This is a genomic window from Dongia sp. (assembly GCF_041906375.1).
Taxonomy (GTDB): domain Bacteria; phylum Pseudomonadota; class Alphaproteobacteria; order Dongiales; family Dongiaceae; genus Dongia.
This window is the reverse complement of record NZ_JAYRJJ010000008.1, coordinates 17,112-29,266: the sequence shown is the minus strand read 5'-3', so window position 1 is coordinate 29,266 and position 12,155 is coordinate 17,112. Positions and strand designations below refer to the sequence as shown.

Below are 12,155 nucleotides of genomic sequence, written 5' to 3'. Positions count from 1 at the left end.
CAGCCAGCCCACGGGCGGCAAGTTCGACGGCGTCTATGGCGTGCTGTGCGGGCTCGAAGTCATCCGGTCCTTGAACGACATGAAATACGAAACCCTGCGCCCCGTTGAGGCCGCGATCTGGACCAATGAAGAAGGCTCGCGCTTTGCTCCCGCCATGGTGGCGTCTGGTGTTTTCGCGGGTGTGTTCGACCTCGATTATGGCCTTAACCGCGCCGACCAGGACGGCAAGACCATGGGCGAGGAGCTGAAGCGCATCGGCTACTATGGCGATGACGAGGTGGGCGGCCGCCCGGTCCATGCCTTCTTCGAGGCGCATATCGAACAGGGCCCGATCCTCGAAGCCGAGAAGAAGACCATCGGCATCGTGCAGGGTGCGCAAGGCCAGCGCTGGTTCGAAGTGGTGCTGACGGGCCAGGAAGCCCATGCCGGCCCCACGCCGATGAAGGTGCGGAAGGACGCGCTGGTGGGTGCCGCCCATGTCATCAGCGCCATCAACAAGATCGGCCACGACAACCAGCCCTTCGCCTGCGCCACCGTGGGCATGATCAATTCCAGCCCCAATTCGCGGAACGTCATTCCGGGCAAGGTGTTCTTCACCATCGATCTCCGCCACCCGGACGACAAGATCCTGTCCAAGATGGCGGCCGAAGCCAAGGCCGCCTGCGACGAGGCAGTGGCGAAGAATCATCTCGAGATGGATTTCAAGGAAATCTGGTACTCGCCGCCGGTGAAGTTCGATGAATCCTGCGTCGCCGCGGTGAAGAAGGGGGCCGACGAACTGGGCCTCTCGAACCTCAACATTATCTCCGGTGCCGGGCACGATTCCTGCTACATGAACCGCGTCGCCCCCACCGCCATGGTCTTCATCCCCTGCGAAGGCGGCATCAGCCATAACGAGATCGAGAATGCGACCAAGGAAGATTGCCGCGACGGCTGCGACGTGCTGCTGCGCGCCATGGTCGAACGCGCCAATGCGGCTTGATAGAGCGGTGCGTATATGGACACCCCCTCACCCCGACCCTCTCCCGCGAGGGGAGAGGGAGTTTCGAGCGAGCTTGTGCGAAAAGCCCCTCTCCCCTCGCGGGAGAGGGGTTGGGGTGAGGGGGCGCCGATGACGGACACCGTAATCGACGTCCGCAATCTGGGTCTCACCTTCGAGACGCCGGACGCACCGGTCCAAGCGCTCAAAGACATCAATCTGCAGATTCGCCGCGGCGAGTTCGTCACCTTCATCGGCCCGTCGGGTTGCGGCAAGACGACCTTGATGCGGATCATCGCCGATTTGGAGCAGCCGACATCCGGTTCGGTAACGGTCAATGGCGTCTCGCCCAGAGAGGCGCGACTGAAGCGTGCCTATGGCTATATCTTCCAGGCGGCAGCGCTCTATCCATGGCGCAATATTCAACGGAATGTCGAGCTGCCGCACGAGATCATGGGTGTCTCGAAGGCCGAGCGGGCGGAGAAGGCGCAGCGTTATCTCGATCTCGTCGGCCTCAAGGGCTTCGAGAAGAAGTTCCCGTTCCAGCTCTCGGGTGGCATGCAGCAGCGTGCCTCGATCGCGCGTGCATTGAGCTTCGATCCGGACCTGCTGCTGATGGACGAGCCGTTCGGGGCGCTGGACGAGATCACGCGCGACCGCATGAACGAGGAATTGCTGTCGATCTGGGCGAAGACCAAGAAGACCGTCATTTTCGTCACCCACTCAATCGATGAAGCGGTGTTGCTCTCGACCCGCATCGTCATCATGAGCGCCCGGCCCGGCCGCATCATCGACATCATCGACAGCAATTTGCCGGCGACACGGACACTGGAAACGCGGGAATCGCCGGAGGCGCAGGACCTTGCCCACCGCATCCGCATGGGGCTGAAGGCCGGCCATTCCTATGACGAGGTCAAATGAGCGGCGGCTTCATGCAGGGGGTGAAGCATAAGGCGCTGCCGGTGCTGGCGGTCGTCGCCATCATCATCGTGGCTTGGTACGCGCTGGCGGCCACGCTCAACTGGACCCAGGTCGAGGATGGCCTGATGAATGCCGCCGCCGACCAGGCGGCCGAGGCTGAAGCCGAAGCGGCACTCAACGGCGATGCCAGTGCCGCCGACGAAGCGGGTGACGACCAGGCTGCGGAGGATGACGAGAGCCAATCCTATGATTCGGCGACGGCCGAGCCGGAAGAGGATGTGCCGGCCAGCGGCGAGGGCGATGTGGCCTCGAACGAGGCGCCCGTCGCACCCGAATCGCCCGCCGCAAAGCCGGCTTTCATGGAGATATTACGCGGTACCTGGGCGATGGACCGGCCGGTGCTGCCGAGCCCCGACCAGATCCTGCGTGAGTTCGTCGCTACGACTTTTGCCGAGCCGGTCAGCTCCAACAAATCGCTGGTCTATCATGCCGGTGTCACCGCCTCGGCAACGCTGGTGGGCTTTGCGCTGGGTGCCATCCTCGGCATGATCCTGGCCGCGGGTATCGTGCATGTGCGGACCCTCGATCGGTCCTTGATGCCCTGGATCATCGCCTCGCAGACGGTGCCGATCCTGGCCATCGCCCCCATGATCATCGTGGTGCTGGGCAATATCGGCATCACCGGGCTGGTGCCGAAATCGATCATCTCGATGTATCTCTGCTTCTTTCCCGTCACCATCGGCATGGTGAAGGGGTTGCGCTCGCCCGACCCGATGCAGCTCGACCTGATGCGCTCCTATAACGCCAGCACGGCCCAGGTGTTCTGGAAGCTGCGCGTGCCGGCCTCGATCCCCTTTCTTTTTGCGAGCCTCAAGGTGGCGGTTGCGATCAGCCTGACCGGTGCCATCGTCGGCGAGCTGCCGACCGGTGCTGCCGCCGGCCTGGGGGCGCGCCTGCTCTCGGGTTCCTATTACGGCCAGACGGTGCAGATCTGGTCGGCGCTGTTCGCGGCGGCCTTCCTCGGCACGGCGCTCGTCTACGGCATCGGTGGAGTCGAGCGGTTGGTACTCCGCAATGCCGGCCAGGCCGCGAGTGCGCGCTCATGAAACAGCATCATCCGCATCCCTTCCTCACCAGCATTCTGGCGGCCGTGCTATTGGCGGGCCTGTCCATCTACGGCTTCCACGGCATCCTCTCGGCGGAAGCGACCGGAACATTACCCACCGTGGGGTGGGCGAGCGTCCTCATCCTCGCCAGCACGGCCGCGGCCTGGTGGCTGCTCGGCAATCTCTCTGCGCTCAAAGGCTGGCCGTTCATCGGCTGGCTGGTACCGGCAGTCTTCGGCATCTCGCTGCTGCTGGGCTGGGAATTCATCTGCCGCGGCTTCGGCGTGCCGCGCGTTCTGCTGCCGGCGCCGAGCCAGATCTGGGACGCGTTCTTCCGCGAGCTGCCGACCCTCATCGGCGATTTCCGCCAGACATTCCTCAAGGCCGTCATCGCCGGCTTTGTCATCGGCAATGCGCTGGGCCTCGCCACGGCGCTCATCGTCGACCGCATTCCCTTCCTGCAGCGCGGTCTTTTACCGTTGGGCAACATGGTCAGCGCCGTGCCGATCATCGGCATCGCCCCCATCATGGTGATGTGGTTCGGCTTCGGCTGGGAATCGAAGACGGCGGTGATCGTCTTCATGATCTTCTTTCCCATGCTGGTGAACGCGCTGGCCGGCCTCAATGCGGCCGACAATATGCAACGCGATCTGATGCGCTCCTATGCCGCCGGCTATTGGGCGACGCTCCTCAAACTGCGCCTGCCTGCCGCCTTGCCGTTTCTTTTCAATGCTCTCAAGATCAACTCGACGCTGGCCCTCATCGGTGCCATCGTGGCGGAATTCTTCGGTTCGCCCATCTCAGGCATGGGTTTCCGCATCAGCGTCGAGGTGGCGCGCATGAATGTCGATGTGGTGTGGGCGACAATCGCGGTGGCGGCACTGGCCGGTTCGCTTTCCTACGGTGTGCTGGCGCTGCTGGAGCGCAAGCTCACTTCCTGGCACGCCTCGTTCAGGGGGCGATAATTTTCACTGAGTTCTTTGGGCTTACAACATAACCAAAACGGAGGCTTAAAATGGTGCTCAAGAAACTATTCGGTTCCGCGGTCATCGCGGGACTCCTGCTCGGCGGTGCCACCATGGCGGAAGCCAAGGACGCGCTGACCCTGCAGCTGAAATGGGTGACGCAGGCGCAGTTCGCCGGCTATTACGTCGCCAAGGACAAGGGCTTCTTCGATGAAGTCGGCCTCGATGTCACGATCAAGGCGGGCGGCCCCGACATCAACCCGTCCCAGGTGATCGCGGGCGGCGGTGCCGATGTGGTCGTCGACTGGATGCCCTCTGCTCTGGCGACGCGCGAGAAGGGCGTGCCGCTGGTCAACATCGCCCAGTTCTTCCAGAAGTCGGGCATGATGCTGACCTGCCGCAAGGATGCCGGCATCAAGACGCCCAAGGATTTCAAGGACAAGACGCTGGGTGTCTGGTTCGGCGGCAACGAGTATCCGTTCCTCAACTGGATGAACAAGCTCGGCTACAAGACCGATGGCTCGGCCGGCGGCGTCAAGGTGCTGAAGCAGGGCTTCAACGTCGATCCCTTGCTGCAGAAGCAGGCCGATTGCGTCTCCACCATGACCTATAATGAATACTGGCAGGTCATCGATGGCGGCTTGAAGGCCAAGCAGCTGGTCACTTTCCAGTATGAAAAGGAAGGTGTGGCGACGCTCGAGGACGGCCTCTATACGCTCGATAAGAATCTCAGCGACCCGGCCATGGTCGACAAGCTCGCCCGCTTCGTCAAGGCGGCACAGAAGGGCTGGGACTGGGCGGTGAAGAACCCGAAGGACTCGGTCAAGATCGTGCTGGCCAATGACACGACCGGCGCCCAGACTGAGAAGCACCAGCTGCGCATGATGAAGGAAATCGCCAAGCTGGTCGGCAAGAACGCGAAGGGCACCGGCTGGCTCGACGATGCCGCCGCCGAGCGCACCGTGGAAACCCTGATGTCGGGCGGTTCCGACCCGGTCATCACCAAGAAGCCGGAAGGCGCCTGGACCCACGCCATCGTCGAAAAGGCAAACGCGCTGTAAATCGCGCGACTGAAACGTTCCTCCAAACTGAAAACCCCGCCGGGAACCCGGCGGGGCTTTTGTTTTGTGGGGCGTGCTTATTCGTCCAAATAGCTCAGTTCGCGTGGATGAGTCTCTTTCCGGCTTCTGCGCATTCCGATTCGCTCGCGCAAAATTTCAAATCATCTTCATGAAGTATGATGGCAGACGCTGCGTAGCCTTCGTGGCAGTCAAAATATTGCCAACTCCGAAGGATAGTCTGATCTGCCAACGTTAAGTTGATGGCCGCTGGCGGTTCGGAACCGCAACGACCTTCGGCCTCGTATGGTGGCGTCAATGTCTCGATGCGTAGAAGCTGGCCGTTGGACCATTTACACGCCCCTTCCGGTTCAAGTCGCATTTTCGCAATCAGTTTGGTGATCGACGCCGGTGTTTCGTGAAGGCCGCGGAAGGAGGTGCCGCGAATGGTAATGATCGCTTCCATGGCGTTTGTGTCGCAATAGAGATTGACCTTATGCCAAATGTCGCTGTCCCAAATATTCCCTTGATCTTGCGCAATCGCAGTATTCGGCACGGAATTGATCACGAATGCCGCGCAGATAACGATGAAGAAGGAATTTGGTGACGACATCAAAGCTCTTCAGCTCTTCGGCCTTATCCGGTTCCAGTGGCCCATCTTGCGGCCCGGCCTTGCTTCCGCCTTGCCATAGAGGTGGAGCTTTACGTCGGGGTCGGCGAGGAGTTGCGGCCAGGTCTCGACTTCGTCGCCGATGAGGTTGGTCATCACCGTGTCGGAATGGCGCGCGGGATTGCCGAGCGGCAGACCACAGACCGCCCGCACATGCTGCTCGAATTGCGAGGTGACGGCGCCATCCTGTGACCAATGGCCGGAGTTGTGGGGGCGCGGGGCGAGTTCGTTGACGAGAACGCGGCCGTCCTTGGTCACGAACATCTCGACGGCGAGCAGGCCGATCAAATCGATTTCACCGGCGATCTGCCGGGCGATGGCTTCGGCGGCATGGGCCACTTTGGCGGGAATACCTGCCGGCACGGTCGAGGTGTCGAGGATATGGTGTTTGTGGTGATTGCGCGCCGGTTCATAGAGCGCGATCTCGCCGGCCGGATTCCTGGCGACGATGACCGAAATCTCGCAATCGAAATCGATGAAGCCTTCGAGGATGGCAATGCTGCCGCCCATCTTCTGCCAGGCGTCATCGAGATCCATGCCGGCTTCGATGCGCACCTGGCCCTTGCCGTCATAGCCGAAGCTTGCCGATTTCAGGATCGAGGGCGTGCCGATGGCGGCGACCGCGTCCGGGAGGTCGGCCGCGGATGTCACTTTGCGGAAGTCGGTGACCGGCACGCCGATCCCTTCCAGGAAGCGCTTTTCCCGCAGGCGTTCCTGGGTGATGTGGAGGACGCGCGGGGCGGGGCGGGTCGGCTTCACCTTGGCCAGCACTTCGGCGGCCGCAGCCGGAATGTTCTCGAATTCGAAGGTGACGACATCGACCGATCTGGCGAAGGCTTCGAGTGCCGCAAGATCGGTGTAGTCAGCAACCGTGTTCTTCCACGAAACCTGTGCCGCGGGTCCGTCCTTCTCCGGCGAGAAGATATGCACCTTGTAGCCGAGGCGGCCGGCAGCGAGCGCCGACATGCGACCCAGCTGGCCACCGCCCAGAATACCGATGACGGAGCCGGGCGGCAGGATCTGGCCTTCTTCGGCGCTCATGAAACTCAATCCTCGCGCTTGGGTTCGTGGGCGACGGCGCTGGATTGCTTCTCGCGCCAGGCGGCGAGGCGCTTGGCGAGCGGCGCGTCATGAAGGGCCAGCACCGCTGCGGCGAGAAGGGCCGCGTTGACGGCACCAGCCTTGCCGATGGCCAGCGTTCCCACCGGGATGCCGGCCGGCATCTGCACGATGGAGAGGAGCGAATCCTGGCCCTTCAAGGCGGCGCTTTCCACCGGCACGCCGAAGACCGGCAGTTCGGTGAGGCTTGCCGTCATGCCGGGCAGGTGGGCGGCCCCGCCGGCACCGGCGATGATGACCTGAAGACCGCGCGCTTTGGCGGTCTGGGCATAGTCGAACATGCGTTTGGGGGTGCGGTGGGCGGAGACGATTCGCGTCTCGGCGGCGACCCCCAGCGTCTCCAGGGTCTCGGCGGCATGGCGCATGGTGGCCCAGTCGGATTGGCTGCCCATGATGATGCCGACCTTGGCCTTCGCCTTGGCTGGTTTCTGTTTCTCTTTTGTTGCCATGGCCTTACGCCTTCCTGAAACCGGCTCGAAGGGCCGCGATTATAGGTGCTAAAGGCCTGTTGGCAAGCTTTGGCGGCCGCCGCATTAACGCCCCTTTAACTGAGTTATTGGCATGATTCGGCGACATTTTTTGGCGACTTGCGCGGGCCGGCGCCGGGCGCCAAAAAGAGATTGCGAGGGCGGTCCGGGACCGCCAACATCCGAGGCTTGGGGCGATGAGCGCCTGACCCTTGGGTTAGAGGTTGGGTCGGCTGAGGCGCGAAAGGCAGCGGAATGAAGATCAGAGATCGAGCTGGCGGTCCAACGGGGGTTGGTCCCGCTGGCGGCGCCCGGCCGGTTTCCAAGGTCGGCAAGGTCGCCAAGGCCGCGGCGGCGGCCGGCGTAGACGCCACCAGTTCCGCGACCAGTGCCGCACCTGTCGACCAGGCAACCTTCCTCGGCCTTTCCGAAACGGAGCTGTCGCCCAATGTGCGCGCAGCACTCACGGCCCTGCTCGATGAAGTGCGGCGCCTGCGCGACGAACTCGACCGGACCAGGAAGCGCATCACGCATCTCGAGCGCGTGGCGGATGAAGACGCCATGCTGCCCATCGCCAACCGCCGCGCCTTCGTGCGGGAACTGACACGCCTCATCTCCTTTTCCGAACGCTACGGCTCGCCGGGTTCGGTGCTCTATTTCGACCTCAACGGCATGAAGCAGATCAATGACCGCTTCGGCCATCCGGCGGGCGATGCGGCGCTCCGGCATTTTGCGACCCTGCTCCTCAACAATGTGCGCGATTCCGACGTGGTCGGGCGCTTAGGGGGCGACGAGTTCGGCGTGATCCTGGCGCAAGCCGACGTGGCGCAGGCGGAGGAGAAAGCGAACCAGCTGCTCTCGGTCATCAACCGCTCACCGCTGATCTGGGAAGGCGTCGACATCCAATTGTCCTGCGCCGTGGGCCTTCATGAATTCCACGGCCAGCAATCGGCCGACGACGCGCTCAGCCAGGCCGATGCCTCGATGTACAAGGCCAAGCGCCAGCATTATGCCGGCAAGAACGGCACCGTGCCGGCCGATGCGGATGGCGATGAGGATGACGACGAGGGCGACGCATCCTGATGGGCCGCCGCATCGCCTGCCTGCATACGGCTGAGAGCAATATCCACCATTTCGACCGGGCCGCTGATGGGCTCAGCCTCGACCTCCGGCACTGGGTCCGCGCCGACCTGCTGCGCGCTGCGGAAGCGGCCGGTACGCTGACGCCGGATCTGGTCGCGGCGACCGCCGAAGCGCTGCTGGATCTGGCCGGAGAGGCCGATTTCGTTCTCCTCACCTGCTCGACACTCGGGCCCATCGCCGATCATCTCGACGCTACCGTGCCCATCCGCCGCGCCGACCGGGCGCTGGCGGAAGAAGCGGTGGCCAAAGCCGCCCTGAAAGCGGGCGGCCGCGTTGCCATCCTCTATACCTTGCCGACGACGGCACAGGCGACGGGTGCCCTTTTCCGCGAGGTGGCCAATGGGACCGGCGTCAGCGTCGACCTCTCGCTGGTCATTGGCGCGTGGGATGCCTTCAAGGCGGGCGACCAGCAACATTATGCGGCGCTGATCGCCGAGGCCGCCGATCGTGCCTTCACCGACGGCGCCACCGCCGTCGCCCTCGCGCAAGCTTCCATGGCGCCGGCCGCCGACCTCTGCCGCAAGGGACGGGCCATCGCGAGCCCCAAAGTCAGCCTGGCGATGGCGGCCAGCTGATCTCTCTCAGCGCGGTGGCGTCCTAAGCGGAGGAACCAACTGCGCCGGCCATGGCGGGTAACTCCCAGCGCGCCACGATCTTGTCGCGGAGATTGGCGCCGAGGCCGAGATAAAATTGCTGTGCCGCCAGGTTGACCGGCTCGATCTCCCAGCGGGCGATCATGTTGCCTTCGAGAGCGAGTTTCGCGATCCGCAGCATCAGTTGACGACCGATGCCGCGCCGGCGCACCCGGTCGCTCACGAAGACATCGTCGACCCGCAGGATGTCACCGCCGTTCCAGATGGCGAAATCGACGGTGAAGGTGACGAAGCCGCAGACACCTTCCCCGTCCTCGGCAAGGATCGCGCGCAGGCGCTCATTGCCCAAAGCAGCGGCGACCTGCCCCTGCGTGAAGGAGATGAGATGGGCGGCGCCCTCATGCGCCGCCAATTGCCGGATGAGCGAATCCAGCACGGCAGCATCGGCCGGCGTGGCGTTGCGGATGTTTATCTGTTCGGTCGGCATCGTACCACTCTGCTGCAAGGCGTCGGGCGCGACCTTGCCACATCACCGGCCGGCCTGTCAGCCTGGTGCCGTCTTCCCCCGCCACGCTGCGCATCGGCGTCGTTGGATTCTCACGGGCGGGCGCGAAGTGCCGGGTAAGGATCAGTCCGGCAGGCGCACGGTCAGTTCCATCTCGACCTGCAGATCGGGTGCCGCCAAGGCGGCGACGCCGAGACCCGTGACGCTGGGCATGGCACCGTCAAAGGCGGCGAGGAAAGGTGGCATGAGTTCCTGCAGGCGTTCCGGCGTCAGATCGGTCATGTAGACCCGCGCCATCACGACGTCCTGTGCCGTCGCTCCCACCGCAGCAAGGGCCGCCTTGGCGTTTGCGGCTACGATCTCCATCTGCGCGGCCAGGCTGGCCGGCACCGGTTCCCCGTTCGGCCGCCAGGCAACCTGGCCGGAGATGTGAGCCATCCGGCCCGGTGTCACCACGGAAATCTGCGAATAGCCGATTTGCGCAGTGTTCGGCAGCGTGGGTGGGTTCAAGCGGAGGATGGATTGTGTCATGAATACTCCTGGTTCAATAGAGATTTTACTGCGTTAGCATATAAAATCTCTACATATGTAGAGAGTACGTGTCAATGTCCAAGCCGGGCGGGAACAGGAAGACCCAGGTCAAGCGGGCTAGCGGCAAGCGGGCCGGGGCTACTCAAGCCGGGACTGCTCAAATTGGGGACAGGCAGGCCCGGCGCCAGGTCATTCTCGACGCTGCCCTTCAGCTGCTGGCGACACGCGGGCTGGAGGGCGTCACCCACCGCGCCATCGATGAGATGGCAGGACTGCCGCAGGGCTCCTCCACCTACTACTTCCCCAAGAAGCTTGGGCTGCTCATCGCTGCCGCGGAACGGCTGGCGGAAATGTTAGAAAAGGATTGCGACGATATCCAAGTGGGCTTTGCGCAAACCGCCGCGCGCCTGGGCATGGATGCGGCCATCGCCTATGTGGCGCAGGAACTGGGCGCCTATGCCGACAAATCCCGGCACCTGTTTCTGGCGCGGATGGAACTCACCCTGGCTGCCGCCCGGCGCCACGATCTCGCCGGCGTCGGTGCGCAACTGACCGCCGCCGCGCGCAGGCCGATCGAATTTTTCCTGAAGCTCATCTCGAACGGGCGCGCCGACGTGCCCATCGAAACCTGTGCCGGCCTCATCGACGGCATCACCCTGATGTATGCGACCGGCCAAGGCCCCAAGCCGACCACCGAGCAAGTCGCCGCCATCTTCCGCGCGGTTCTTTGAACGCGCGGAAGATCTGTCGCCCTGAAATGATGTCTGACTCTATTGGGTCCCAAAATAGCCAATTTCAAAGAACACCTCAGACTCAATTTTTTGAAAAGAACGACTCTGATAGGTTGGACTCTGAAAAAGCCTGACTCACTCAGGCGCTGCCCACAATTTTGAGAGAACGAGTTCACCAAACTAGTTTTTGGGAGGCACTCGACGCCGACCAATCGTCTAGTGGCCATACTAGTCCTTTGGGGGATCGTTCGAGGGGGCAAACAGAATATTGCCATGTATAGTCGCTGCAGGCTCAAGGTCCATTAGTCTATTGTGAGGTATGGATGCTCTAGGGGTTACATGGGATAATCGAACAGACCTCCTCACGGCGTGTAGGCCAATCCAGCCAGGCGGTCTTCCTAGGAGGTCAAATTCATCCCACGTCACGATCGTTTCGGCTACCGATTTGAAATTCATTGAAGACATTGCGGTCTGGGCGGATTTAATAATTGGCTCTATTGTCGCAGGAATGGATAAAGGCGCGGTAATAGACGCGCCATTCAATTGGATAGTCTCAACAACTTGAATTGCGCATACTCCGATGCCTTCAGGGGTGCGCTTAATCTGCTTGTTGGCTTTTTCGATAACCTTACTTACCCGGTCCAGATTCGAGCCATTGTGGAGGGCTTTGACTTCGGCGTGAAACGCTCCGTGGGAACCCAACACCTTCATGTCAGGCATCCCTTCTTCTTCCGTAAATTCGACGGTGAGACCCCTTCCTTTCAAGTACCCTCGATAGGTCATTTCTGCGAGGACATCTTCGCACATATCTGGGTTTGGTAGACGGGTGGTCAGAAAGCGCCTAACGGCGCTATCGCGTTCTAGTTCGGGAATGTAACTTCCATCTTTTCCAAGCCAGTACATCGAGTCGATTCCGAACCGAAAGAGTGTGCTAAGCAATGAACTCGCCACATTCATTGCAGAATCTGGAGATGTCGAGAATCGACCAATATGGAGCTTACCGTCGTCAGTCGGCATTCCGACTTGCAATAGGTGCTTTACATGATTGACAGATTTTGCGAGTGGATGGTCGCTGGCATTTCTAAGAGACGCAGTATTGATAAATCTCTCGACCGTGGAGATATAAATACCAAATACTTGTCGCCAGTTGACGCATTTGCTGGATGCTGAAGTCATTTTCCCATCCCCACCCGTAGTTTCTTCAATTGCCCTAGATCGGAACTGTTTAGCCCTCACTGATCTTGCTGCTTCGGTCCTCGGTAGAGCGTATGAAATCCCCAAGAATTTGAAGAGTTAAAAACCTGCCTCTTCGGCCGGATCGGAGAGTACCCGCCAACACCCCATGCTAAGAACGTCATCCTTCCCAG

14 protein-coding genes are annotated in these 12,155 nt (G+C 61.8%); 8 read left to right on the top strand and 6 right to left on the bottom strand.

What is annotated here, in order from left to right; translation table 11 throughout:
• The 5 genes from ACE3OA_RS19470 to ACE3OA_RS19450 form a co-directional block, all read left to right on the top strand.
• Positions 1-982, top strand: a 982-nt coding sequence (locus ACE3OA_RS19470; protein ID WP_374313886.1) for a Zn-dependent hydrolase, incomplete at its 5' end; no start/stop codon positions are given.
• 129 nt (positions 983-1,111) lie between these two features.
• Positions 1,112-1,900: an ABC transporter ATP-binding protein gene (locus ACE3OA_RS19465; RefSeq protein ID WP_374313884.1), complete on the top strand. Its 789-nt coding sequence runs from the start codon at positions 1,112-1,114 to the stop codon at positions 1,898-1,900.
• Entirely contained in the window at positions 1,897-3,006 is a 1,110-nt protein-coding gene (locus ACE3OA_RS19460) for an ABC transporter permease (RefSeq protein ID WP_374313882.1), read from the top strand. Before ACE3OA_RS19465 ends, ACE3OA_RS19460 begins: the two co-directional genes overlap by 4 nt.
• A complete protein-coding gene (locus ACE3OA_RS19455) occupies positions 3,003-3,971 on the top strand; it encodes an ABC transporter permease (protein WP_374313880.1) in 969 nt (322 codons plus the stop codon). The genes ACE3OA_RS19460 and ACE3OA_RS19455 overlap by 4 nt, the downstream gene beginning before the upstream one ends.
• A gap of 50 nt (positions 3,972-4,021) precedes the next feature.
• Complete coding sequence (locus tag ACE3OA_RS19450; protein ID WP_374313878.1) at positions 4,022-5,032, top strand: ABC transporter substrate-binding protein; 1,011 nt, start codon at positions 4,022-4,024, stop codon at positions 5,030-5,032.
• 94 nt (positions 5,033-5,126) lie between these two features.
• Here ACE3OA_RS19450 and ACE3OA_RS19445 read toward each other — a convergent pair whose 3' ends face one another.
• From ACE3OA_RS19445 to purE, 3 genes are read right to left on the bottom strand one after another with little or no spacing between them, the layout of a single operon-like run.
• On the bottom strand, positions 5,127-5,642 hold the full coding sequence (locus ACE3OA_RS19445) for a hypothetical protein (protein WP_374313875.1): 516 nt from the start codon (positions 5,640-5,642) through the stop codon (positions 5,127-5,129).
• Between the two features lie 9 nt (positions 5,643-5,651).
• Entirely contained in the window at positions 5,652-6,740 is a 1,089-nt protein-coding gene (locus ACE3OA_RS19440) for a 5-(carboxyamino)imidazole ribonucleotide synthase (RefSeq protein WP_374313873.1), read from the bottom strand.
• A gap of 5 nt (positions 6,741-6,745) precedes the next feature.
• Positions 6,746-7,267 carry a 5-(carboxyamino)imidazole ribonucleotide mutase gene (purE, locus tag ACE3OA_RS19435; protein ID WP_374313871.1) on the bottom strand — a complete coding sequence of 174 codons (522 nt, stop codon included), beginning with the start codon at positions 7,265-7,267 and terminating at the stop codon, positions 6,746-6,748.
• Between the two features lie 273 nt (positions 7,268-7,540).
• On the opposite strand from purE, the gene ACE3OA_RS19430 reads away from it, so the two are divergent.
• Both ACE3OA_RS19430 and ACE3OA_RS19425 read left to right on the top strand, forming a co-directional pair.
• Positions 7,541-8,368: a GGDEF domain-containing protein gene (locus ACE3OA_RS19430; RefSeq protein ID WP_374313869.1), complete on the top strand. Its 828-nt coding sequence runs from the start codon at positions 7,541-7,543 to the stop codon at positions 8,366-8,368.
• Entirely contained in the window at positions 8,368-9,003 is a 636-nt protein-coding gene (locus tag ACE3OA_RS19425; protein WP_374313867.1) for an aspartate/glutamate racemase family protein, read from the top strand. The genes ACE3OA_RS19430 and ACE3OA_RS19425 overlap by 1 nt, the downstream gene beginning before the upstream one ends.
• A 22-nt stretch (positions 9,004-9,025) precedes the next feature.
• Here ACE3OA_RS19425 and ACE3OA_RS19420 read toward each other — a convergent pair whose 3' ends face one another.
• Positions 9,026-9,508 carry an N-acetyltransferase family protein gene (locus ACE3OA_RS19420; protein WP_374313865.1) on the bottom strand — a complete coding sequence of 161 codons (483 nt, stop codon included), beginning with the start codon at positions 9,506-9,508 and terminating at the stop codon, positions 9,026-9,028.
• A 141-nt stretch (positions 9,509-9,649) separates the two neighbouring features.
• A complete protein-coding gene (locus tag ACE3OA_RS19415) occupies positions 9,650-10,057 on the bottom strand; it encodes a RidA family protein (RefSeq protein WP_374313863.1) in 408 nt (135 codons plus the stop codon).
• A 74-nt stretch (positions 10,058-10,131) separates the two neighbouring features.
• Between ACE3OA_RS19415 and ACE3OA_RS19410 the strand changes: the two genes are divergently transcribed.
• Entirely contained in the window at positions 10,132-10,788 is a 657-nt protein-coding gene (locus ACE3OA_RS19410; protein WP_374313861.1) for a TetR/AcrR family transcriptional regulator, read from the top strand.
• Between the two features lie 228 nt (positions 10,789-11,016).
• On the opposite strand, the gene ACE3OA_RS19405 is transcribed toward ACE3OA_RS19410, so the two are convergent.
• On the bottom strand, positions 11,017-11,964 hold the full coding sequence (locus tag ACE3OA_RS19405; protein ID WP_374313859.1) for a hypothetical protein: 948 nt from the start codon (positions 11,962-11,964) through the stop codon (positions 11,017-11,019).
• Positions 11,965-12,155 lie beyond the last annotated feature (191 nt).